This window comes from Acidisoma sibiricum (assembly GCF_057837225.1).
The window spans coordinates 534,732-558,210 of sequence record NZ_JBYQFD010000002.1 but is presented as its reverse complement, the minus strand read 5'-3'; the positions used below and the strand labels follow the sequence as shown (position 1 = coordinate 558,210).

Below are 23,479 nucleotides of genomic sequence, written 5' to 3'. Positions count from 1 at the left end.
AATAGGAATTTTTGTTTCTTCATGTTGAAAATTCGGATGGGCCATGTTACGGCTCCAAGCCATCGCGCAGCAGTGCCAAAGGTGAGCTTATGTGTGGAATTGTGGGCCTATTCCTGAAGGACAAGGCGCTGGAGCCTGACCTCGGTCATCTTCTCTCCGATATGCTGGCGACGATGTGTGACCGTGGGCCCGACAGCGCCGGTTTTGCGATCTACGGGGCGGGCCACGCGGGCCTCTCCAAGATCACCGTGCAGTCGGATGACCCGAGCCGTTTCATCGGACTGGACGACGGGCTGAGTGCGGCGCTCGGCACGGCTGTGCGCATCAGCATCAAAGACACCCATGCCGTGCTGCATGTGGAAACTGCGGTCGCCCCTCGCGCGCGGGAGGTTTTGCGCAACGAGTATCCGCATCTGCGCATCATGGGCGCGGGCGAGCGCATCGAAATCTACAAGGAAGTTGGCTACCCCACGGACGTTGCCCGGCGCTTCGCCCTTTCCAGCATGGTGGGCAGCCATGGCATTGGCCATACTCGCATGGCGACGGAATCGGCGGTCACCACCATGGGCGCGCATCCTTTCTCGACAGGCGCCGATCAGTGCCTGGTGCATAATGGCTCGCTGTCCAATCACGCCAATATTCGCCGTGAACTGGTGCGCGAAGGCATGCGCTTTGAAACGGCGAACGATACCGAAGTGGCGGCGGCCTATCTCACCCATCAGATGGACCGGGGCATGAGCCTGGGCGGAGCGCTAGAAAAAAGCCTCGGTGATCTCGACGGATTCTATACCTTCGTGGTCGGCACCCGGGACGGTTTCGGCGTGCTGCGTGACCCCATCGCCTGCAAGCCGGCGGTGCTGGCCGAGACCGACAGCTATGTCGCCTTTGGCTCGGAATATCGCGCGCTGGTCAGCCTGCCCGATATCGAAAAGGCTCGCGTCTGGGAACCCGAGCCCGCCACTGTCTATTTCTGGGAGCGTTGAGCATGCCCACAGTCGATCTTGCCACGACGGAACTGCGCGGCCTTAACCAGGCGCTGCATGACATCACCTCGGGCAGTAACGAAACGAGTTGGGATATCATCAACCCTCGCGGCTCTCACGCCGTGGCCGTCGGTGTCAATGCACCGATTGACATCACCATACACGGCAGCGTCGGCTATTACTGCGCGGGCATGAACCGGCAGGCCAAGATCACCGTCAATGGCTCGGTCGGGCCCGGTGTCGCGGAGAACATGATGTCCGGTGCCGTCATCGTGGCGGGCGATGCCAGTCAATATGCCGGTGCCACCGGCAAGGGGGGTCTTCTCGTCATTCAGGGCAATGCGTCATCGCGCTGCGGCATTTCGATGAAGGGCATCGATATCGTGGTGCGCGGCAATATCGGCCATATGTCGGCCTTCATGGCGCAGGCGGGCAATCTGGTGGTCTGCGGCGACGCTGGAGATGCCCTCGGCGATTCGATCTACGAAGCGCGGCTCTTTGTCCGTGGTTCGGTCAAAAGCCTCGGTGCCGACTGCATCGAGAAGGAAATGCGGCCTGAGCATCTGCAGATTTTGGATAAGCTGCTGACCGAGGCCGGGATTACGGATGTGCGGCCGGGCGAGTTCAAACGCTACGGATCGGCCCGCAAACTCTACAATTTCAGTATCGATCACGCGGACGCCTACGGCTGACCGGCGCCCCTTCCCACATCCGTCTCTGAACCCCGGTCCAACAGGCAGTCGCACCCTATGTCCATCAAAAATCCCACGACCGTGCCGCGCAAATCCGCGACCTTCGACGATTACACGCTGTCCGAAATCCGCCGGGCTGCCACCACGGGAATTTACGATATCCGCGGCGGTGGCGCGAAGCGGAAAATGCCGCATTTCGATGATCTGCTCTTTCTGGGCGCCTCGATGTCACGCTATCCGCTGGAAGGCTATCGGGAGCGCTGCGGCACCGATGTTGTGCTGGGCGACCGTTTTGCCAAAAAGCCGCTGCATCTGAAGATCCCCATCACTATCGCGGGCATGAGCTTCGGCTCGCTCTCGGCCAATGCCAAGGAGGCTTTGGGTCGCGGCGCTACGGCGGCCGGCACATCCACCACGACTGGCGACGGTGGCATGTCGACAGAGGAGCGCGGCCAGTCTGAGACACTCGTCTATCAGTATCTGCCCTCGCGCTACGGCATGAACCCGGAAGATCTGCTCAAGGCGGATGCGATCGAAATCGTCGTGGGGCAGGGTGCCAAACCTGGCGGCGGCGGCATGCTGCTCGGCCAGAAGATCACCGATCGCGTGGCCGCGATGCGCACGCTGCCGAAGGGTATCGATCAGCGCTCGGCCTCCCGCCACCCGGACTGGACCGGCCCGGATGATCTGGAAATCAAGATTCTGGAGCTGCGCGAAATCACCAATTGGCAAACGCCCATCTATATCAAGGTCGGCGGTGCGCGCCCCTATTACGACGTGGCCCTCGCCGTAAAAGCTGGCGCCGATGTTGTTGTAGTGGACGGCATGCAGGGCGGCACGGCAGCGACGCAGGAAGTGTTCATTGAAAATGTCGGCATGCCGACACTCGCCTGCATTCGCCCGGCCGTGAAGGCGCTGCAAGATCTCGGCATGCATCGCAAGGTCCAGCTTATCGTCTCAGGTGGCATCCGCAACGGCGCCGATGTCGCCAAGGCTCTGGCCCTGGGCGCGGATGCGGTTTCCATCGGCACGGCGGCGCTGGTCGCCCTGGGCGACAATGACCCGGCCTATGAGGCGGAGTATCAGGCGCTCGGCAGTACGGCCGGCGCCTATGATGACTGGCATGAGGGCCGGGACCCCGCCGGCATCACGACGCAGGACCCGGAATTGATGAAGCGGCTGGACCCGGTACTGGCCGGCCGGCGGCTTGCCAATTACCTGAAGGTGATGACGCTGGAGGCGCAGACCATCGCCCGCGCCTGCGGCAAGAACCATGTCCATAATCTGGAGCCGGAGGATCTTTGCGCGCTCACCGTAGAGGCCGCTGCCATGGCGCGCGTACCGCTGGCCGGCACCGATTGGATTCCCGGCCACACCCAATTCTGACGCCTGCCGCTATCGTCTCCGCATCATCCGTTCGATAGAAGAGGATCTTCCGTGTCCACAGATCTCGCCAGTTTCGCGAAAGACCGCGGCATCCGATACTTCATGATTTCGTATACCGATCTTTTTGGCGCGCAGCGGGCGAAGCTTGTGCCGGCGGCGGCGATTGCTGACATGCAAAAGGATGGTGCGGGCTTCGCCGGTTTCGCGACCTGGCTGGATATGACCCCCGCTCACCCGGATCTTTTCGCTCTGCCCGATGCCTCCGCCTGTATTCAGCTGCCCTGGCGAAAGGATGTCGCCTGGGTCGCCGCCGATTGCGTGATGGAAGACAAGCCCGTGCCGCAGGCGCCGCGCGTGGTGCTGAAGAAGCTGGTGGGAGAGGCGTCAGCTCTGGGCCTGCGCGTCAAGACCGGCGTCGAGGCCGAGTTCTTTCTCATCGACGCCGATGGCACGGGCATTTCCGACCTCAAGGATAATGCGTCGAAACCCTGCTACGACCAGCAGGCGCTGATGCGCCGCTATGACGTGATTTCTGAAATCTGCGATTACATGCTGGAACTTGGCTGGCAGCCCTATCAGAACGACCATGAGGATGCGAATGGCCAGTTCGAGATGAACTGGGCGTTCGATGATGCGCTCACCACCGCCGACCGCCATTCCTTCTTCAAATTCATGGTGCGCTCGGTTGCGGAAAAGCATGGGCTGCGCGCGACCTTCATGCCGAAGCCTTTTCCGACCCTGACCGGCAATGGCTGCCACGTCCATATGTCGGTCTGGGACATGGACGGCACCACCAACAAATTCTACGACGGCAGTGACGAGATGGGCCTTTCGGCCCAGGGCTACAATTTCCTCGGCGGCATCATGAAACATGCCGAAGGCATCGCCGCCATCACCAATCCGACGGTGAATAGCTATAAGCGAATCAATGCGCCGCGCACCGTGTCGGGCGCCACCTGGTCCCCCAATACCGTGACCTGGACGGGCAATAACCGCACCCATATGGTGCGCGTGCCGGGCAAAGGCCGTTTTGAGCTGCGCCTGCCGGATGGTGCGGCCAACCCCTATCTGCTGCAGGCCGTGATCATCGCGGTGGGGCTGGAAGGCATCGCCTCCAAGGCCGATCCTGGACAGCGCTATGATATCGACATGTATCAGCTGGGCCACACCGTGACGGATGCGCCGAAACTGCCGCTCAATCTGCTGGACGCGCTGCGCGCCTTTGAAGCGGATGAGAGCCTGCGCACGGCCCTCGGCACAGAATTCTCGGCCGCCTATACCAAGATGAAGCGGCAGGAATGGAACAGCTATACGTCTCATTTCACACAGTGGGAACGTGACACCACGCTGGATATTTGAGCCGGACATGACCGAGAAAAACTGGGTTCTCACTCTCTATTGCCAGGACAAGCCGCGCATCGTCGCGACCGTCACCACGGCGATTGCCGATATCGGTGGCAATATCGGCGAAAGCGCGCAATTCTGGGATCGCACGACCAACCGCTTCTTCATGCGCATTGCTTTCGTGACACCGGAGAGCGTGGACCGCAAGACCGTGGAGACGGTGCTGAGCCCGGTCTTTACCCGCTTCGAGATGAATCCGGTGCTGACGGATGCGGATGTGAAGCCGCGCATCATCATCATGGTCTCAAAATTCGATCACTGCCTGCAGCAGCTGCTGTACGATATCAAGCTTGGCTGGCTGAAGGCGGAGGTCGCGGCCATCGTCTCCAATCACGAGGATGCGCGTGGGACCGCCGAGGCGCTCGGCATTCCCTATTACGTCTGGCCGGTGAACCGGGAGAACAAGGCCGCTCAGGAGCAGAAGCTCTACGATCTCTATATCGAGACCAAGGCCGATCTTGTCGTGCTGGCGCGCTATATGCAGATCCTGTCGAATGATCTGGCGAGCAAGCTTTACGGCCATGTCATCAATATCCACCACTCCTTTCTGCCGAGCTTCAAGGGTGCCAAACCCTATCATCAGGCCTTTGAGCGCGGCGTGAAGCTGATCGGGGCCACCGGCCATTACGCGACGCCGGATCTGGACGAGGGGCCGATCATCGAGCAGGAGACGCAGCGCGTGACCCATGCGCTGTCGGCCGAGGATCTGGTGGCGATCGGCCGCGATACCGAATCCCGCGTTCTCGCGCGGGCGGTGAAATATCATCTCGAACGGCGGGTGCTGCTCAACGGGCTGAAGACCGTCGTCTTTTACTGACGACAGGCATGGCGGCCTGCCCACCATGCTGTGGGCGTCGCGCATAGGCTGCCCGGCAGACGGAGATGACGGTCTCGCGCAGCCAGCTATGGGCGGGATCGGCCTCCAGGCGCGGATGCCATAGCGCGGAGATGGCGAAGGGTGGCAGGGGCAGCGGCGGCGGGAAGCTTGCCAGGCCGACGGTGACGGCGGGGTCGCGCGTCAGGCTGTTGCCCAGACAGGATTCCGGCACGAGGGCCAGCAGATCCGACTGCCGCACGATGCGCATGGCATCAGGGTAGCCGGGCACGACCACGCTCACCCGCCGTTTGAGGCCGAGGCGCTCCAGGCCATTATCGATGGACTCGCGGACGGGCTCTTGCCGGGATGTCACGACATGGCTGCACGCGGCATAAGCTTTGGGCGTGGCCGCGCCACCTACCAGCAGCGGATGCCCACTGCGGGCGATGCCGATCAGCCGGTCATGAAACACAAGCTGCGTGCGGATTTCAGGTGCCGCGGTGCCGAGCACGCCGATTTCAAGATCGATCAGACCCTCTCGCAGGGGGCGCGCATCCTTGTCCGACTTGGCAACGAAGCGGAGACACAGAAGCGGTGCGGCCTGCGTGATGGCGGCAACGACGGGGCCGGAGAGGAATTCCATGAAGGCTTCGCTGACCCGCAGGGTAAAGGTCTGCTCCAGCGCCATCAGGTCCAGCGTTGTGATCTGGGGTAAAAGAATGGCGCGCGCATCGCGGGTGAGCTGATGCACCCGGTCGCGCAGCGCCACCGCGCGCGGGGTGGGCACAAGCCCGCGACCGGCGCGGACGAGCAGCGGATCGCCGGTTGTCTGCCGTAGCCGTGTGAGCGTGCGGCTCATGGCCGAGGCGCTGAGGCCAAGCCGGCGGGCAGCACCCGTGACACTGCCTTCGGCAAGCAGAATGTCCAGGGCCGCGAGCAGGTTGAGGTCAATCTCGGTCATGGGAGCAGGCTACTGCAGCCACCCAGCCAGACATAGCGTTTGATGCAATCATACTTTGAGTTTGCTGCGTCTGGCGCTTTGTTTTGGCTTGCGCCTATCTGTGCTCACCCCGCCAGTGAAGGACCGTGAATCATGCCCGAAACCCCTGTGAGCCCATCTGCCGGCACGGTCCTGCTGATTGGCGCCTCGCGTGGCCTGGGCCTCGCCATGGCCGCGGAGTTTCTGACGAAGGGTTGGAATGTCCTTGGCACGGTCCGCAGCGGCCGGACCTTGCTTCACGATCTGGCCGAGGCCAATCCGGGCCGCATCGAGATCGAAACGCTGGATATCTGCGCGGCTGATCAGATCGCGGCGCTGCGGGACCGTCTGGCCGGCCGGATGTTCGATATGCTGTTCGTCAATGCGGGGGTGACGAATAACCCGCAGGAGACCATCGCGGAAGTGGCAACCGAGGAATTCATCCGCGTCATGGTCACCAATGCGCTGAGCCCGATGCGGGTCGTGGAAAGCCTGGAAGCCAATTTGGCGACCGGCGGCCTGATCGGCGTGATGTCATCCGGCCAGGGTAGCGTGGCTAATAATGAGACAGGTCAACGTGAGGTCTATCGCGGCAGCAAGGCAGCGCTCAATATGTTTATGCGCAGCTTCGCGGCCCGCCAGGCCGCAACGGCACGGCCGATGGTGCTGATGGCGCCCGGCTGGGTCCGCACCGAAATGGGCGGCCAGGACGGCCGTCTGAGCATTGCGGAGAGCGTGCCCGGCGTGGTCGAAGTTCTGCTGTCGCAGCGGGATAGGCCTGGCTTGGCCTATCTCGACTATCTCGGCCGCACGGTGCCGTGGTGACCGGACTTCAGTTTAACCTCCGCCACCGCCCCGGATGAACCGGTGAGCGGTGGCGGAGGCAGCGTAACCGACTGGCGTTCAGTAATCCTCGTCAGCGACATAGGAGCCGATCCGCTGCACCAGATTTGGTAGACGGCGGGCCAGGATGACGCCGTAGATGATGGCGATGATAAGCCCGATTCCGGCCAGTGCGGGGAAATAACTGTACGGGGACGGTTGGCCGGGTTGGACCAGGCCCCAGAGGGGGAAGGCCGTGCCGATGATGGCCAGCGCCGGGATGACGGCGTGCCTCAAAATGTTGAAATCCGCCTTATGAAAGCGAAGAATATAGACCGGCAGTGCCAAGGTGGTGACAAGATAGACGATGATGATGGGGATGGTGCCGACCGTTCCGGTATAGTCAAAGATCGTAACCGGATCGAGATTCCAGCCAAAGATCAAGGTGACAGCGAGGGCGAACAGGATATAGCTCCACGTCGCGATATGCGGCGTTTTGCGTTGCGGATGAATTTTACCGAAGAAGACCGGCAGCAGGCTTTCGCGCCCACCCGAAAAGAGAATGCGGCCCTGGCTGTTGGTCAGTCCAAGAAGACAGGAGAAGATGCTGGTGATGCCGGCAAGGTAGGCGATGATGAGAAGACCGGCAGCGGAGCCCTTGATGGCGTCAATATAGGGAATGGTCGAATTGCCGATGGCCTTGGCGTCATTGTGGAAGGCGATTTCCGTTGCATAGGCAAGAAAGACATAGACCAGGCCGATGGCGATTGTGCCGATGACCAGGGCACGCGGAATGTTCCGCCTCGGCTCCGCGGTTTCCTCCGCCAGGGTCGCAGAATTTTCCCAGCCGACGAAGGAGTAGATGGCCAGCGGGAAGCCGAGCCAGATGCCATTCAGCCCGCCGGAAAGATTGGCCGGCATGAACGGTGCCCAGCTGAGGGCGTGGCGGTTCACGATCAGCATGATCACCGCACCCAGCAGCAGCAGGCCGGTTTCAAAGTAAAAGAAAATAGCGGCCCATTTGGTGGAAATGGATACGCCGCGGGCGACCAGAAAGCCGCAGATGACTGTCGCGGCAACACTGAGCAGCTGCCAGGGAATATTAATCCCAAGAAACAGTTTGATCGTATCATGCGCCCAGCCGCCGGAGATCGCCACAATCGCCGCGGCGGCAACGCCATAGCCGACGACCGTGAAAAGCGACGCGGCTGCGCCGGCGGTGGGGCCGAAGGCCATGCCGATGAAGGTGACGAAGGAGCCGGTTGACGGGCGATATTTGGAAAACTCAGCCAGAGTATTGCTGACCAGAAGAATGACGACCATGGCAACGATGATCGTCAGCGGTGCCGCAACGCCCGCACCCCCGACGATCGCGCCGAAGCCGAAATAGAAGCTGACCGCCGGGGCGATATTCGCCAGTGTGGAGGCAACAATCTGCGGCAGGCCAAGCTGGTTACGGCTCAGCCGGTCTCTCTTTGGCGTCATATCCATTCGGTCGTCTTCCCTTGTCACATGTCATCGCCACTGAGGGGCTTGTTTAACAAGACAAGCAGATTTCACAGTTCTGTGGTGACGTTTTTCCGCTATGGTGAGAATAGTGGACAGGCATTGACGCTGTCAGTAGGTAGGCGGCGTGACGGCGCTGAGAATTTCTGAGGATTCATCGGCGACGTTGCGGAAGCGATGGAACTCCCGGCTGTCGAAATAATAGCCGTCTCCTGCGACAAGTGTGCGCGTCTCCGATCCCACCGTGAGTTCAACAGCACCTTTCAGCACCATGCCGGATTCCTGCGCGCTGTGATTGAAGGCCGACCCGGTATCAGCGCCAGGCGCGTATGTCTCGTGCAGCATCAGAAGCTGGCGGTTGGGATGGTTGATGCCGATCATGCGATAGGAAATGCTGGAAGCCTTGCCAATTTCAACGAAATCATCGGCCCGATAGAAGGGCGAGTAAGGCAGGCGGGATTGCAGGTCGGAAAAGAAGCCGGTGAGGGTAGTGCCGAGCGCATCGAGGATCGCGCCGAGCGTCTCTACCGAGGGGCTGATGCGGTTGCGTTCGATGAGCGAGATGGCAGAGTGGGAGATGCCTGAACGGGTGGCAAGTTCGCGGATGCCAAGTTGCCTGCGACCGCGCAGCTCCTTCAGTTTTTCGCCGATCTGAGGCATCAACGCTTTCCAAGTGGTGAAAATACTAGACTAGCCTAGTTTTTGCCGTTGTGAAGAGGGTCGGCGTCTTGGATGTTTGCGCTGCCGATCTTGAGGAGCGCATCATGTCCCTGGCCAAGCTTCCCCCGGGTGTCACTTTCATCAAGGCGCCGAGCCGCGACGCCGTCACTGATACCAGCGCGATAGAGGCGACGGTGAAGGCCGTTCTGGACAATGTGCGTCGCGATGGCGATGCCGCGTTGCGCCGGTATTCCATGGAATTCGACAAGATAGCGGTCGAAACCTTCGAGGTCAGCCCAGCTGAGCGTGACGCGGCGGTTGCGGACCTGGCGCCGCAGACGCGGGCGGATACCGAATTTGCAATCGCCAATGTGCGCCGCTTCGCCGAGGCGCAGTTGCAGACGATCGGCAGTCTTGAGATCGAGACATTGCCTGGTGTGCATCTCGGCCATCGGGTCATCCCGATCCGTCGCGTCGGCGCCTATGTGCCGGGTGGCCGCTATCCGCTTCTGTCCGCTCCGGTGATGACGATTGTGCCGGCAAAGGTCGCGGGCTGCGCAGAGGTGATCGCCTGCCTACCGCCGGGCGCGCATAGCGCGATGATTGCGGGTTGCGCACTGGCCGGCGCGGACCGGATTTTTCGCGTCGGCGGCGCACAGGCGATCGCCGCGATGGCCTATGGCACGGAGAGCGTGCCGGCAGTGGACAAAATCGTGGGCCCCGGCAATGCCTTCGTGAACGAGGCCAAGCGCCAGGTCTTCGGGCCTGTCGGCATTGACCAGTTGGCAGGGCCGAGCGAGATTTTCGTGGTGGCGGATGAAACCGCTGACGCCGACATGGTCGCGACGGATCTTCTGGCGCAGGCCGAGCATGACGTGCGGACGCGGGTGGGGCTGATCACGACCGACCATGCTTTGGCGGTAGCTGTGGCAGCGGCGGTCGACCAGCAGCTGGCGACGCTGAGCACCGCGGCCGTCGCGGGTGTCGCCTGGCGGGATTATGGTGAGATTGTCGTCTGTGCCGATGAAGCCGCAATGATTGCCTATTCCGATACTGTGGCGGCGGAGCATTTGCAGGTGCATACCCACGACGCACATGCGACCGCGGCCAAGCTGAGCAATTACGGATCGCTGTTTATCGGCAAGCTCGCCAGTGTGGTGTATTCGGATAAGAATTGCGGCACCAACCACACGCTGCCGACAATGGGGGCAGGCCGATATACGGGCGGATTGTGGGTGGGTTCCTTCGTCAAGATCTGCACGCAGCAATGGATGGAGCCAGCGGGCGTGGCGGCCGTGGCCCCCGCGGCGATACGGCAGAGTGCAGCAGAAGGCCTGGAAGGCCATCGGCGTGCAGCAGCATACCGCTATCACACAGAGGCTTGATGCTCAGCGAGAGCGCCGGCCCAGCCGTCAGCTTCTGACCCGAAGCTTCTGCGGATCGTAATGCGGAAAAGGCACGATGGTCGCCGCGAGGCGTTTCTGGTGCCCGTCCAGCTTGCCGATCTCCACCGCCTGGCCGAGCGCCGACTGTGCAATGTCGAGACGGGCGAGTGCGATGCACTGGCCCAGGACGGGGGAGCGTGTTGCGCTGGTGACGACCCCGATCTGCGCACGGCCGACAAAGACCGGGTCGCCGTGGGAGGCGGGCTCATCCCCCGCCAGCGTCAGGCCGACCAGTTTGCGCGCGGGTGTGGCGCGGCGGCGCAGCAGCGCCTCCCGCCCGACATAGTCGCCGTCTTTCTCCGCGACCGTGAAGCCGATGCCGGCCTCGAAAGGGTCAGTCTGGTCAGAGAAGTCAAAACCCGCGAAGACCAGTCCGGCCTCTATGCGCAGCATCTCCAGCGCATCAAAGCCGAGCGGCGTCAGACCATGCGCCTCGCCCGCCTGCCAGATCACGTCCCACACGGCTTCCGCATCTTTCGGATGGCACCAGACCTCATAGCCCAACTCGCCCGTATAGCCGGTGCGGGAAATGACGACAGGCGCACCCAATGGGCCGCCCATGCGCCCGATGGTGAAGCGGAACCATTTGAGTTCGGCAAGTGACGGGTGATGCGGCGGTGTCCACACCACCTCGGCCAGGATCGACCGGCTATTCGGTCCCTGGACGGCGAGGTTGTGCAATTGATCGGTGGAGGAGCGCACCCAGGCCAGCAGCCCCCATTCCTCGGCCTTCTGGCGCAGCCAGAGGCCGGTTGCGTCCTCCCCCACGATCAGCCTGAAATTGGCAGCGCCCAGGCGCATGATGGTGCCGTCATCGATCATGCCGCCATGGTCATAGACCAAAGCGGTATAGACGACCTGGCCGATGGCGAGTTTCGCGATGTTCCGCGTGGTGCAGCGCTGCAAAAGCTGCGCGGCATCGGGCCCGGTGATTTCAAATTTGCGCAAGGCCGACAGATCCATGACGACGGCCGCCTCTCTGCAGGCCCAGTATTCGGCAATGGCGCCATAGCCGGGAAAGCTCGTCGGCAGCCAGAACCCACGATAATCGGTGAAGCTGCGGGTGAGCGCGCTGATGCGCGCATGAAAGCCGGTTGCCCGCGTCAGCCGCGGCTCTGCATCGGGGGTCATGCGGTAGGCCGATCCTTTGGAAAAAGCCGCCGAGCGATCATAGATTCGAACATGAATATCCGTGGGTGCCCAGCCATTCGCGGGGTCGATGTCATCGGCGCAGGAAGAGGTGGCGCAGACCAGATCCGTCAAAGCCCGCAGCAGCACATAATCCCCCGGCCGGGACCATGGTTCATCCATGGTCAGCTGATTATGTGCATCGACCTGGGTATTGTAGAAGAAGTTGATTGCGGGCCAGCCTTTGCGCGCGGCTACGCCATAGGGTTCCAGGGCCGCGTTGAAATTGTCCGAGCAATTGGCGTGGCCGGGATAGCCCGCATCCTCATAATACTTGGCGGTGCAGGCGAGGGCAAAGGTATCATGCCGGCCGACCGTATCCTGCACGATTTCGACCAGCGGCCGCATATCGGCGTCGTAGTATTTGGAGTGCAGGCCGGGACCTGGATAGGCCGCGCCCATCAGCGTGCGCGTGACCGTCGGGTCCAGCCCTTTCTCGATGCCATGGGCAAGATCCGCTGCTTCAAAGGCCAGAAAGTCGGAGCATTGCTTGCCTTCGACATCGATGATCTGGATGTAATCCCCGGCCCGCACAGTGAAGGCTTTGGCGGTCGCGGCGGCGACGCGCAGATCGAGCAGCGGGGGCGCCAGGGGCGCGGGCAAAGGCGGCTGTGTCCCGCTTAGTCGCGTAATCTCCACCTGCAGATCGGTGGGCGGATTTTGCGCATCGGGCGCCATGGGGCCGCCGGGTGCGGCAATGATGACTTGCAGGGACCGGTCGGCCGTCCAGTCAAAACGCGCGCCGGCCTGGCCGGTGCCGTCAAGCACACGCCAGGCGGGCATGCCGCGGGTCACGTCAGGCGAGAGATCCTCAGCCTCAGGGTCAGCCAGAAAAAGCTCGGCCGCTTGCAGACCCTCGATATCGGTGATCCCCAGCCGGTCTCCGGGTGCCAGCATAAAAGCCGACGCGCTGCCGCCCGCGACCGTGCTGCGGATCACCGTCATGGCGGCTACTCTGCCGCTTTGGGCAGGCTGAGAAAGGCTTCGAGCGAATCATCCAGGGCCTGCATCCAGACCGTGTGGTGCTTGGGTGCAACTGTGCCGGTGAGGGTGGATGGGTAGCTCTGGTCGCGATAGGTCAGGATACCCTCCATCTTATGATGCTCCCATTCCTTGAACAGCATGGCGACGTGATCGACATCGAGCGCCGGGTAGTCCGTGGCGCTGAGCAGATCACGCACATAGTCGGTCTGGAAGTCGATCGCCTCAAAAGGATTCGTCACCGCCTCTTCGCGTGCGCGCCAGGACCGGATATCCGCCTCGATCGCTGCCGCATCGGGAAGTGCGATGCGGCCCATGATAACATCGCGCGCGAACCAGGCCTGAGCGTCGAACATGTTGAAGGTATAATACTGATCCTGCATGCCGAGATAGATCAGCTTCGGATTATCCTGCCAGATCGCGCCCTTGTAGAGATGCAGCGGATAGAGCCGGTTATTGGTAGATAGGCGCAGGCTGTCGGGCAGAAACGGGAAGTGATGCTTATAGCCTGTGCAGAGCACGATGGCGTCTACCTCTCGGCTGCTGCCGTCCTTGAAGAACACCGTCCGGCCCGCGATTTTGGTGATCAGCGGCACTTCCGCGAAGCCCTCGGGCCAGGCGAAGCCCATCGGCTTCGTGCGGTAGCTGAAGGTGACGGATTTTGCGCCGTATTTATAGCATTGCGTGCCGATATCCTCGGCCGAGTAGCTGCTGCCGACCAGGAGCAGGTCCTGTCCCTTGAACTCATCCGCGCTGCGGAAATCATGGGCATGCAGCACGCGGCCGGGAAAGCTCTCCACCCCCTCGAAATAAGGAACATTGGGGGTGGAGAAATGGCCTGAAGCGACAACGACATAATCGAAGACGTCACTTGCTATCGTATCGGCGACCAGATCATGCACCGTAACGGTGAATGTCTCGGTGGTCGCGTCGAACTGCACGTCGCGCACGGCGTGGCAGAATTTGATATATGGCCGTACGCCGCTGCGTTCCACCCGGCCGGCGATATAGTCATGCAGGACGGCGCGCGGCGGGTAGGAGGGGATCGCCCGGCCGAAATGCTCCTCGAAGGAGTAGTCGGCGAATTCGAGGCATTCCTTGGGGCCGTTGGACCAGAGGTAGCGATACATGCTGCTATGGACAGGCTCACCATTGGCATCGAGCCCGGTGCGCCAGGTATAGTTCCACTGGCCACCCCAATTCTCCTGCCTTTCGTAGCAGACAATCTCGGGGATGTCGGCGCCGGCCTTCCGGGCCTGCTCGAAGGCGCGCAGTTGGGCCAATCCACTTGGCCCGGCGCCGATGATCGCGATCCGCATAACCTGTTCCTCAAGTCCTGGAAACGAAGAAGGGAGTGAGTGTCCTGATAGCCAGCGGGCAGGGCGCGCCGGCGACCGCGCCAAAGGCCGCCGGCAGAAGACGCGGGAGCAGGATTAGACGTGGAAGATCCAGTTCGCCGCAAGCATAACCGCAACACCAGCCGCGAGGGTGAGATAGGGCAGGATGCCGGCCTTCTTGCGGGTCAGATCCTGCCCCTCCATGCCGAGATCTTCCAGCATATGATCCGGGAAACGGCCCTTGTCCTGAATGAAGTGACGGAAGCAGAAGACCGGCAGGATGAGCGCGGCGGCGATCAGGCCCGCCCAGAGCGCCATTGGATTCCAGGTTTTTGCGCCCGCGCCCATGAAGACGACATTGACGAAAGAAAGGATGCCGCCGGCGGCGATCAGCCAGGTCGGCGCCTTCCAGGGCCGCTGGATATGACCATTGTCGATACGATGAATCCAGCCTGCATTCAGGTTGAAGAAATTGAAGATGATATAGCCGACGTTGGAAATCGCCAGGATGAAGAAGAAGCTGGTGGCATCTGCCGAGGCGATGGCGAGCACGATCAGGTTAAAGCAGAGATCGGTCCACATGGCCCGGGTGGGCGCGCCATGGGGATTCACATGGGTCAGGTAGCGCGGCAGCCAGCCATCGACCGAGCCCTGATAGAGGGTACGGGAGGAGCCGGCCATCGCCGTCATGATGCTGAGGATGAGCGCCAGGATCATGAGCATGACCATGATGCTATGGATCATCACACTGCCGCCGACCATCGTCGCCATGGCACTGGCCACGCCTGAGCCGTCCACGATCGGGCCGGCCAGCATGCCGTCCAGGCCGAGCACGCCCTGGAAGGTGAAGGGCACCAGGATATAAAGAACAAGGCAGAGCAGGCCCGAATAGAAGATCGCCTTGAAGGTGTCGCGGCCGGGGTTTTTGAATTCGCTTGTATAGCAGACGGCCGTTTCAAACCCGTAGGTCGACCAGGCGGCGATGAACATGGCGCCGAGGATCAAGGTCCAGCTTGGGATATTCCATTTGCCGGGGGCGGCGGCGCCAGCACTGGCCAGCGGTGACAGATCGCTGAAATTGGCCCAATGCACCTGGCCCGTCAGGATCGGCACTACGCCCACGATCAGCATCGGGATGATGACGAGAAGACCGATGTATTTCTGAACATTAGCGGTGCCCAGGATGCCGCGATGCTGGATGGCAAAGGTCACCAGCATGATGATGGCGCCGATGAAGAAGGTGGCGTTCAGTGAGAAGCTGACCGGGCCGAGCGTGTGGCTGAACAGCGTCCAGTTGCGGATATCGGGTGTGCCGGCGGCGGTCAGTGCCGTGATGGCGTCGGCCGCCGCCTTGCCGGGATGGGAGGTCAACCAGCTGAGCACCTCGGGCGAGGTCGACGTAAAACCAGGGATGGGCGCCAGTGCGTTCAGGATATAGGCGGCGGCGATGGAACAGCCGAGGGAGAGGACCGGTGACCAGGCAATCCAGTTGCACCAGACGGACAAAGGCGCGATGAATTTGGAATAGGGCAGCCAGGCAGTTGCACCATAGATGGAGGCGCCACCGGACTTGTTCGGGAAAAGCCCTGCGATTTCCGCATAGGTAAAGGATTGGACAAAGCCCATGAACATGGACACGGCCCAGATCAGGAAGGCGAGCTTGCCAGCCATGCCGGCGATGCCGCCGATCGAGAACAGCACCAAGGCGGGCACGCCGCTCGCCACCCAAAAGGCCCCGCGCCAATCGATGCCGCGTTTCAATTGCGGTGTGGCAGTCGTCAATAATGCGTCCGGTGTCGTGGTCGTCGCGGTCATAAAAACTCCCTTTGGAAGATGCTGGACCCGCGCCGGCCCGACGAGACGGCGCCACACGAAAGAAAATTTCCTGAAAGTGAAATGCAAAAAATAATCAGGTCCGTCAACAAAAAGCCGTCTGAATCGCCCAAATTTTTTGCAATTTGTGCGGCTGCCCAAAATTTGGGCTCGGTTGGATGTTTCCTACTAGACAAAAATCTTTCTTCGCCTGAACATTGGGCATAGCCGGTGCGATGCTCGTCTAAAGCGTCGACGGTCAGTGGCGTGCTCAGCGGTGATGGGAGGCTATGAATGACTGTGATGTCCTGGCGACGGTCGCCGCTCGCGGAGCGCCACCGGGCCCTCGGTTCCGAGCTGGAAGACTGGAACGGCATGGAGACCGCCTGGACCTATACCGCCAGCACCCTGCCCGAGCAGCATGAGGCGATCCGCACAAAGGCCGGGATCATGGATGTGTCCGGCCTGCGGAAAGTCCATCTGGTCGGGCCGCATTCCCACCATGTCCTGCAGCGCGCGACGACGCGCGATGTGCGCAAGATCTATCCCGGCCGCTCGGTCTATGCCTCGATGCTGAATGAGGCTGGCAAATTCACCGACGACTGCATCCTCTACCGCACAGGTCCCAATGCCTGGATGGTCGTCATCGGTTCCGGCACCGGCTATGAGGAATTGTGCAAGGATATCCAGGGCAAGAACGCGGCCTTGCTGTTTGACGACGATTTGCAGGACCTGTCATTGCAGGGGCCGCTGGCAGTAGAGTATCTCGCCCGCCATGTGCCCGGCATCGCCACGCTGAAATACTTCCATCATATGCAGACGACCCTCTTCGGCTGCGATGTCATGATTTCCCGCACCGGCTATACCGGCGAACGTGGCTATGAGATTTTCTGCCGCGCCCAGGATGCGGTGAAAATCTGGGATCAGATCGTGGCGGAGGGAAAGGAGATCGGCATCATTCCCGCCTGCTTCACCACGCTGGATTGGCTGCGGGTGGAAAGCTATCTACTCTTCTATCCTTACGATAATTCCCAGATGTATCCTTTCGCGGACGAGCCGCCCGGCGATACGCTGTGGGAGCTGGGGCTTGATTTCACCGTCTCCCCCGGCAAGACGGGCTTTCGCGGTGCGGAAGAACATTACCGGCTGAAGGGCCAGGAACGGTTCAAGATCTATGGCGTTCTCGCCGATACCGATCAGGTGCTGGATGGCGGGGACGAACTCTATGCGGAGGGCGAGAAGGTCGGTGTGGTCACCTGCGGCATGCATTCGCGCCTTACCAACCGCTCCATGGCCATCGCGCGGATGAGCGTGGCTACCGCCAAGCACGGCACCCAGCTTGAGGTCCGTGGAAAATCCGTGACCTGTGCTGCGATCGCCCATCCGATCAATTTCGACGATCCGAAAAAGACCAAGCGCACGGCACCCTGAGGGATTGGCGCGATGCTTGTTCCCACAATCAAGAGTCGCCCTGTCTATGGCAAGCTCATGCCGCATCCCGGCACTGCGCATCTGATGGTCGCGGACGGCGAGGGGGCGCAAGCGGTTCTGGATATGGCACCGGTTGCGCCGGCGGGATTCTTTGCCGCGGCCCATATCATCTTCATCCCCGGCGGCCGTGAGGACGATGCGGCGCGCCTGCGCGCGCTCAAGCCCGCGATCGTGCATGTGGCGCCAAGCATTGCTGCGAGCCTGCCCAGGCTCGCGCAATGCCTGGCCACTGCACGGATGGGGTTGCAGCTCTACCTGGCGGGCACCGAAGGGCTGATCGGCCAGGCCATGAAACTCGCCATGGATCACGGCATCGCCCCTGGCGCGATCCTGACCGAGCATCGCGGATCGACGGCGCGGCGTGTGCAATGCGTGCATTGCAAGGGTATTTCCGAGAATGTCCGCACCCAGCCTGCGCCCTGTGCCCATTGCGGTCTCATGCTGTTTGTCCGCGACCACTACTCACGGCGTATCGCGGCTTTTCAGGGCGTGTGCGTTGACGCGGAGGAGCCAGGCTCGGCGCCGCCCATGCATGAGGCTTTCCCATGAGCGGCCCGGCACCGCGCATTGCCGTGCGCGTGACCGAGATTGCGGAGGTCACGCCGCTGGTCAAGCGCTTCCGCCTGGAACGGCCGGACGGGCTGGCGTTGCCGCGGTTCTCCGGTGGCGCGCATATCGTGATCGATATGCAGCATGACGGTCACAGCCATCGCAACGCCTATTCTCTGATGAGCCCGCCGCAAGAGACTGCCTTCTACATGGTCAGCGTGCGCCGAGACGGCGACGGACGCGGCGGCTCACGCTATTTGCATGATCATCTGACCGCGGGCATGGATCTTGAGATCAGCCATCCGGTCAATCTTTTTCCGCTCGCCAAGCGCGCTACCAAGCATCTCTTCATCGCGGGCGGTATCGGCATCACGCCGTTTCTGGCGATGATGGCGGAGCTTGGTACGGCCAGCGCGCCCTTTGCTTTGCATTACGCTGCGCGCTCCCGCGCGCTCGCGGCCTTCGGGCCGGATCTGGCGCAGCGCTACGGCAGCCGCGTGCATCTGTATCATTCGGAGGATGGCGCGCGCATCGCGCTCACCCCGCTATTGTCGCATCAGCCGCTTGGCACGCATCTCTATGTCTGCGGACCGGCGGGCATGATCGACACAGTGCTGGCTTCGGCGCGCGCTCTTGGCTGGCCGGATGCGCAGCTGCATCGCGAACATTTCCTGGCGCCGCCGAGCGGCCAGGCCTACAGCGTTGAACTGGCATGCTCGGGTAAGACGGTTGCTGTCGGGCCGCTGCAAAGCATGCTCGAAGCGATCGAGGCTGCCGGCGTGGACGCGCCCTATCTCTGCCGCGGCGGCGCTTGCGGGCAATGCGAAACCCGGGTTCTTCACTTGGAGGGTGCGCTGCTGCATGCGGACCATTTTTTAAGCGAGGCCGAAAAAGCGTCTGGCACCAAGATCATGCCCTGCGTGTCGCGCTTTGCGGGCCAGCGGCTGGTTCTGGATCTTTAGGCGGCGCGATAAAAGCGAGAGAGACAATGGGCATCGAGTTTCGCCGGGAAACGTTTCGTGACGATTTTACGTTTCGTAATTCCCACGTGGGGATAAAGCGCTTTCCGTTTCCGTTCGACCGGGATGACTATATGTATGCGGTCAATATCGAGCCGCATGTGAAGGGCCGCGCCGGGTCTGTATTCGAGAGTCTGATCGATGTCGATGAGCATTACATCGCCGAGATGGAAGACCGCGCGATCGTGCTGCGGGAAGATCCGCTGCGCTGTCAGTCTCTGCCGCATATGGAGCTGGCCGGCTGGGACCTGCTGGAACTGCTAATGGAGCAGATGGCCGCCGGCTACCCCGAGCATTTCGAGCTGCATCGCGCGGGCGACCAATGGCATTGGATCAACCGACCCCTTGGCATTGATGATCGCTTTACCTTCGGCGATGCCGCGACGCTGCCCTATGGGCCGATGGAATATATCACCCGCCAGTCGCAGGGGGATTTCGCGATTCTTGACCAGCGTGACGATAATCTATGGATGGATGCCGGCATCACCACCACCCAGGCGGATTGGTCGCTCGACTTCGATATCGGCATGAACTTCATGGAATGGCACGCGCCAGTGCCGCGCGCGCATGAAATGGGGGTCTTCGACCGCGCGCTCAAATTCATGCTGGCGCTCCGCCAGGGCCAGCCGATGCGGCGCTATAACTGGACCATGACGGTCAATCCGCGCCTGGATACCAGCCCCGAGAATTACCACAAATGGGGCACGGACCGTACCAGCGTGACGCCCCAGAATGTCGGCGACAAGGTCCATCTGCGGGTTGAGTTGCAAAGCTTTTGGCGTCTGCCGCGATCGAATGCGATCGTCTTTCCGATCCGCTGTTATCTGATCAAGCTGGAGGAGCTGGTCACGATCCCGAAATGGGCGCGGCGGATGCACCGCGTACTGCGCGACCTGCCCGCTGATCTCGCCGATTACAAGGGCCTCACGCGCTGGCGCCCGACGGCAGTCGCCTATCTCGCGCAATACGATGATGGCGCGCCGACCTCGCCCGGCACCGCGCCAGACTAGCGCGTGTCTCGCTCGCTTTCGCTCATGAGCGTCGCTCTGGTTTATTGTGTTGACGGACATCTTGACCCGGCCAGAGGATTCCATCTGACCGGGATCGGCCCTCGGGCGGTGCTACCGCCATGCCTGAGCTAAGCGGCGCGTTGTGTGGGCGTCTTTTCGTGGCTGCTGTTCAGCCGCCACAGAAGGATGGCAGAAACCAGCAGGATCAGGCCGCCGAGCAGCAAGCTGCCGGGCGTGGCCCCCACCCACTCAAACCACTGCGTATAGAAATGGATGCCGCCAAACACCGCGACGAGGTTCAAAACCCACCGGCGGTCGGTGCGGCCGGCCCAGACCGCGGTCCCAAGCAGCAGGAGCGCCCAGGCCACCGCGAAATCGTGGGCCGAGATCGTGAAACCGGGGCCATGCACCAGCCAGTCCAGGTCATCGCCCCATAGCGAACCGATCCAAAAGCCAAGATTGGCCAGGAACAGGGCAACACGCGCGACGATCGTGGCCAGACGCTCCCATTGCGGTGCCAGACGGCGAGACAGAAGATGGGCCGCCAGAGCCAGGGCGCTGAACAACACGACGGTCGCGAAGGGCTGCGACACCTGCAGTCCATAGGTGGCCGCCTCATAGTAGCTGCTACCACCGAGAGCCGCGAAGAGCAGCAATACCGCAAGGCTCGCCAGCAAGCCGCTGCGGGCCAGGGCGGCACAGAAGCCGAACAGGAGGGCGACCAGAACGAGAGCCAGGGCGAGCGGCATGACGACATGGGCATTGCTCACATCGTCGAAGGTCGCAACGCCCTGACTGAGCAGTATAAGCCCAGCGCCGAGCAGCAGGGCGGCGATCAGAATGCAGATCGTGGCGAGCACAGACCAGCGCTGCGGCCCGGCCAGTGTCAGCGTGACACCTGCCGCCATCAGCATCCCGCCGATGATGGCGCCGGCCAATGCGGAGGGGACCAGGGCCACGGTGCCCAGGGCGACGGCCACGACGCCGAAGCCGACGAGCACATTCACCAGCACCATGGCAGTGTCGCGGCGGCCAAGTACCGCAAGGCGGTCATGCTCCTCCCGCGTGATGGTGCCGTCGGCCAGCAATCTGCTCAGATCCAGCGTTACCTTCATTATCGTTTCCTTCGGCCTGAGATGGGTAAAGCATTGAACCATCGCGGTAGTAGCTGTATGAACGATGTTCACAAACCTGAGCTACAGGAGATTTGAACATCGTTCAAGATAAAAATGAACACCGTTCACGCCGTCCGGGGACGGTGGCCCGGCGGAGCGACCTGGCGCTGCGGCTGACCGACCTGGCCGAAGCGGCGATCGCCAGGTCGGGCGTGCAGGATCTGCGGGCGAGGGCCTTGGCGGAGGCGGCGGGATGCGCGGTCGGGGCGATTTACACCGTGTTCCCCGATCTTGATGAACTCATCCTCACGGTGAATGGCCGCACGCTGGACGCCATCGACGCCGCTCTGACCGCGGCTGTGCGCGGCGTCTCAGCACCCGAAGCGCAGATGGAACAGCTGGCCTCAGCCTATTTGAACTATGCGACGAACCATCGCGGCCTCTGGAACGCCCTGTTCCAGCATCGGATGGCGGGCGGACGTGCGGTGCCTGATTGGTACGCCGGCCGCCTTGCGGTGGCGTTTACTCATATCGAGATGCCGCTGCGCAGGCTGCAGCCGGACCTGGACGATGCGGCCTGCGGGCCGTTCGCCCGCACGGTATTTTCTGCCGTTCATGGCGTCGTGGAATTGGGACTGGCCGGCAAGACGGCGCCCCCGGGGATGCTGCATGGCCAATTGCAGAGGATGGTGGCAGCGCTGGCACGCGGACTTGATACCCGCCACGCCGCCTCCTGACAGCGGCGATGTGCGGCAGTGCAATGACTTGATAGAGACAGGGCAACGAGGTCACAACAGCGATCGTTTATCGTCGACCATGGCTCCTCCGCCGGTTGCCGGCATGGTCCAGCCACCAATACCTGTCTTGTCAACCTGGTAATGTCGCATGCCGCCGTCATGTTCGTGCAAAGTCTGCATCAGCAAAATCGTCGCGTGTGTCATCATAAAATCATCTTAGGCGCAGCAAGTTACTGCGCGTGCGGCGCGCACTGACTATTGCACGTCCGTAGATGGCCACTATCTTGCCAATAAGCTACCAATTGGCTCTATCATTGCTCTGCTGACGTTCTCATTACGCGAATAATAATTTTAGAATTAAAAATCATCATAATGATACGGAGGACAAATTAAAATGATCAAGCACACATTTTCGTTAGCGGTTCTCGCTGTTCCGTTATTCGCCTTTCCTGCATTGGCGCAGACTGATACCACAATGATGATGCGTAACGGTGCGGCCAACGAACTCGGCGTGCTGGAATACTGTCAAAGCCAAGGTGCCATCGACGGTTCGGCGATTGCGGCGCAAAAACAGGTCATGGCACGTTTGCCCGCGGGCGGTCCTACTGATGCGGCCGAGGCCACTGGCCGCGAGGGCTCGTTGTCGGTGCCCAATGGTACAGCCGTGACTTTGTCGAGCATGGCCACCAAGGGCAATACGACGGTACCCGCGCTCTGCCAGCAGATGGCTTCCAGCGTAAAGCAGGCTGTGGTCAACAATCCCGCCATGTCGATGTCTCCAGGGACAATGCCGACGATGCCGGGCGGAATGCCCACCATACCGGCGATGCCCGGTACACCGACACAGCAGCAACAATAGCCTGCTCATCCATGCCGGGCCTGGGAGGCTGCACGGCGTGTCTTCGTGCAGCGCCACCACTCTCCTTTGACCACCCAACTATGGGAACGCCCATTGAGATGATGGCCAATTTGAAACCTTTTTTTGCTCTCTAGGCGTTGCCGCTCTCGCTCTTGCTTTGATTGCCGGCGCAGAAGGCTCAGCGCGTGCTCAGAATCTGGCGGTCACATTTCCGCAAGGATGGCCGGTGACGGATCTTCCCATCACATCCGCGGATGGCCACTCTGTCGCGGGCCGAACAAGCCGCGCCGTTCTTGCAAATCAGACGGGAAAGCCGCTCGCGGCGATTGAATTGACGCAGGAACCGCAACCGGCTGACCATATGCGTGACTTGCAGGATGCCGCAAAGCAAATGCAGATCGGGACAAGCGATGTCTATAGCAAGGCCGGTCTGGCATTGTCCTGCCTCCCGGCCATGCCAATCCAGGTTGCGGGGACGGGTGGCCTCGACATCCAGTGTGATGCGACCCGTGATGGCCAAGCACTCGTGAGGCAGCGCATCATCCTGTGGTCAAAACCCGGCATACTCGCGTCTCTCAGCTACACGAGCTCGGTGGCGGAGTTCGCAGCTCATCTCGACGCATTCAAGCAGACTGTAGCATCCGTCGCGGCGGACTAGGTGCTGACAGATATTTCCCCCAGAGTAAG

General features: G+C 61.5%; 22 protein-coding genes. 14 read left to right on the top strand and 8 right to left on the bottom strand.

What is annotated here, in order from left to right; genetic code table 11:
- Positions 1 to 89: 89 nt before the first annotated feature.
- From AC3G7M_RS20955 to purU, 5 genes are read left to right on the top strand one after another with little or no spacing between them, the layout of a single operon-like run.
- Positions 90 to 983 (top strand): class II glutamine amidotransferase, encoded by an 894-nt coding sequence (locus tag AC3G7M_RS20955; protein WP_489216642.1) that lies wholly within the window; start codon positions 90 to 92, stop codon positions 981 to 983.
- A 2-nt stretch (positions 984 to 985) separates the two neighbouring features.
- Positions 986 to 1,675 (top strand): protein glxC, encoded by a 690-nt coding sequence (locus AC3G7M_RS20950; protein ID WP_489216641.1) that lies wholly within the window; start codon positions 986 to 988, stop codon positions 1,673 to 1,675.
- Positions 1,676 to 1,732: 57 nt separating this feature from the next.
- Complete coding sequence (locus AC3G7M_RS20945; RefSeq protein ID WP_489216639.1) at positions 1,733 to 3,061, top strand: FMN-binding glutamate synthase family protein; 1,329 nt, start codon at positions 1,733 to 1,735, stop codon at positions 3,059 to 3,061.
- Positions 3,062 to 3,112: 51 nt separating this feature from the next.
- Positions 3,113 to 4,420 (top strand): type III glutamate--ammonia ligase, encoded by a 1,308-nt coding sequence (gene glnT, locus AC3G7M_RS20940; protein ID WP_489216637.1) that lies wholly within the window; start codon positions 3,113 to 3,115, stop codon positions 4,418 to 4,420.
- Positions 4,421 to 4,427: 7 nt separating this feature from the next.
- Complete coding sequence (gene purU, locus AC3G7M_RS20935) at positions 4,428 to 5,282, top strand: formyltetrahydrofolate deformylase (protein ID WP_489216636.1); 855 nt, start codon at positions 4,428 to 4,430, stop codon at positions 5,280 to 5,282.
- Here the strand turns inward: purU and AC3G7M_RS20930 are convergent.
- Positions 5,251 to 6,243: a LysR family transcriptional regulator gene (locus AC3G7M_RS20930; protein WP_489216634.1), complete on the bottom strand. Its 993-nt coding sequence runs from the start codon at positions 6,241 to 6,243 to the stop codon at positions 5,251 to 5,253. The genes purU and AC3G7M_RS20930 overlap by 32 nt on opposite strands.
- 132 nt (positions 6,244 to 6,375) lie before the next feature.
- On the opposite strand from AC3G7M_RS20930, the gene AC3G7M_RS20925 reads away from it, so the two are divergent.
- Positions 6,376 to 7,086 (top strand): SDR family NAD(P)-dependent oxidoreductase, encoded by a 711-nt coding sequence (locus AC3G7M_RS20925; protein ID WP_489216632.1) that lies wholly within the window; start codon positions 6,376 to 6,378, stop codon positions 7,084 to 7,086.
- Between the two features lie 78 nt (positions 7,087 to 7,164).
- Here AC3G7M_RS20925 and AC3G7M_RS20920 read toward each other — a convergent pair whose 3' ends face one another.
- Together AC3G7M_RS20920 and AC3G7M_RS20915 are read right to left on the bottom strand one after the other, a co-directional pair.
- The gene (locus AC3G7M_RS20920) at positions 7,165 to 8,574 is read right to left on the bottom strand and encodes an APC family permease (protein ID WP_489216630.1); all 1,410 of its coding nucleotides are present in this window, start codon (positions 8,572 to 8,574) and stop codon (positions 7,165 to 7,167) included.
- A gap of 126 nt (positions 8,575 to 8,700) precedes the next feature.
- Positions 8,701 to 9,249 (bottom strand): cupin domain-containing protein, encoded by a 549-nt coding sequence (locus tag AC3G7M_RS20915; RefSeq protein ID WP_489216628.1) that lies wholly within the window; start codon positions 9,247 to 9,249, stop codon positions 8,701 to 8,703.
- A 104-nt stretch (positions 9,250 to 9,353) separates the two neighbouring features.
- Between AC3G7M_RS20915 and hisD the strand changes: the two genes are divergently transcribed.
- The gene (gene hisD / locus AC3G7M_RS20910) at positions 9,354 to 10,634 is read left to right on the top strand and encodes a histidinol dehydrogenase (protein WP_489216625.1); all 1,281 of its coding nucleotides are present in this window, start codon (positions 9,354 to 9,356) and stop codon (positions 10,632 to 10,634) included.
- A 27-nt stretch (positions 10,635 to 10,661) separates the two neighbouring features.
- On the opposite strand, the gene AC3G7M_RS20905 is transcribed toward hisD, so the two are convergent.
- From AC3G7M_RS20905 to AC3G7M_RS20895, 3 genes are all read right to left on the bottom strand, one after another.
- Complete coding sequence (locus AC3G7M_RS20905; protein WP_489216623.1) at positions 10,662 to 12,827, bottom strand: trimethylamine N-oxide demethylase; 2,166 nt, start codon at positions 12,825 to 12,827, stop codon at positions 10,662 to 10,664.
- 5 nt (positions 12,828 to 12,832) lie between these two features.
- Positions 12,833 to 14,182: a trimethylamine monooxygenase gene (locus AC3G7M_RS20900; RefSeq protein WP_489216622.1), complete on the bottom strand. Its 1,350-nt coding sequence runs from the start codon at positions 14,180 to 14,182 to the stop codon at positions 12,833 to 12,835.
- A 114-nt stretch (positions 14,183 to 14,296) separates the two neighbouring features.
- Positions 14,297 to 16,015 (bottom strand): trimethylamine N-oxide permease, encoded by a 1,719-nt coding sequence (locus AC3G7M_RS20895; protein WP_489216620.1) that lies wholly within the window; start codon positions 16,013 to 16,015, stop codon positions 14,297 to 14,299.
- A 300-nt stretch (positions 16,016 to 16,315) separates the two neighbouring features.
- Between AC3G7M_RS20895 and AC3G7M_RS20890 the strand changes: the two genes are divergently transcribed.
- Genes AC3G7M_RS20890 through AC3G7M_RS20875 form a run of 4 tightly spaced genes read left to right on the top strand, consistent with a single transcriptional unit; the run spans position 16,316 to position 20,081 of the window.
- Positions 16,316 to 17,443: an aminomethyl transferase family protein gene (locus AC3G7M_RS20890; RefSeq protein ID WP_489217142.1), complete on the top strand. Its 1,128-nt coding sequence runs from the start codon at positions 16,316 to 16,318 to the stop codon at positions 17,441 to 17,443.
- Positions 17,444 to 17,455: 12 nt separating this feature from the next.
- Positions 17,456 to 18,052, top strand: coding sequence for a dimethylamine monooxygenase subunit DmmA family protein (locus tag AC3G7M_RS20885; protein ID WP_489216618.1), 597 nt, complete (start codon positions 17,456 to 17,458; stop codon positions 18,050 to 18,052).
- Positions 18,049 to 19,014 carry a PDR/VanB family oxidoreductase gene (locus tag AC3G7M_RS20880; protein ID WP_489216616.1) on the top strand — a complete coding sequence of 322 codons (966 nt, stop codon included), beginning with the start codon at positions 18,049 to 18,051 and terminating at the stop codon, positions 19,012 to 19,014. The genes AC3G7M_RS20885 and AC3G7M_RS20880 overlap by 4 nt, the downstream gene beginning before the upstream one ends.
- Before the next feature lie 26 nt (positions 19,015 to 19,040).
- Entirely contained in the window at positions 19,041 to 20,081 is a 1,041-nt protein-coding gene (locus AC3G7M_RS20875; protein WP_489216614.1) for a heme-dependent oxidative N-demethylase family protein, read from the top strand.
- Positions 20,082 to 20,209: 128 nt separating this feature from the next.
- Here AC3G7M_RS20875 and AC3G7M_RS20870 read toward each other — a convergent pair whose 3' ends face one another.
- Complete coding sequence (locus tag AC3G7M_RS20870; RefSeq protein WP_489216613.1) at positions 20,210 to 21,196, bottom strand: hypothetical protein; 987 nt, start codon at positions 21,194 to 21,196, stop codon at positions 20,210 to 20,212.
- A 143-nt stretch (positions 21,197 to 21,339) separates the two neighbouring features.
- Between AC3G7M_RS20870 and AC3G7M_RS20865 the strand changes: the two genes are divergently transcribed.
- Positions 21,340 to 21,933 carry a TetR/AcrR family transcriptional regulator gene (locus AC3G7M_RS20865; protein WP_489216612.1) on the top strand — a complete coding sequence of 198 codons (594 nt, stop codon included), beginning with the start codon at positions 21,340 to 21,342 and terminating at the stop codon, positions 21,931 to 21,933.
- A gap of 51 nt (positions 21,934 to 21,984) precedes the next feature.
- Here the strand turns inward: AC3G7M_RS20865 and AC3G7M_RS20860 are convergent, their stop codons facing one another.
- Positions 21,985 to 22,140 (bottom strand): hypothetical protein, encoded by a 156-nt coding sequence (locus AC3G7M_RS20860; RefSeq protein ID WP_489216610.1) that lies wholly within the window; start codon positions 22,138 to 22,140, stop codon positions 21,985 to 21,987.
- A 187-nt stretch (positions 22,141 to 22,327) separates the two neighbouring features.
- On the opposite strand from AC3G7M_RS20860, the gene AC3G7M_RS20855 reads away from it, so the two are divergent.
- Both AC3G7M_RS20855 and AC3G7M_RS20850 read left to right on the top strand, forming a co-directional pair.
- Positions 22,328 to 22,792, top strand: a complete 465-nt coding sequence (locus tag AC3G7M_RS20855) for a hypothetical protein (RefSeq protein WP_489216609.1) — start codon at positions 22,328 to 22,330, stop codon at positions 22,790 to 22,792.
- A gap of 157 nt (positions 22,793 to 22,949) precedes the next feature.
- Positions 22,950 to 23,450, top strand: coding sequence for a DUF4946 domain-containing protein (locus AC3G7M_RS20850; protein ID WP_489216607.1), 501 nt, complete (start codon positions 22,950 to 22,952; stop codon positions 23,448 to 23,450).
- Positions 23,451 to 23,479: the final 29 nt, after the last annotated feature.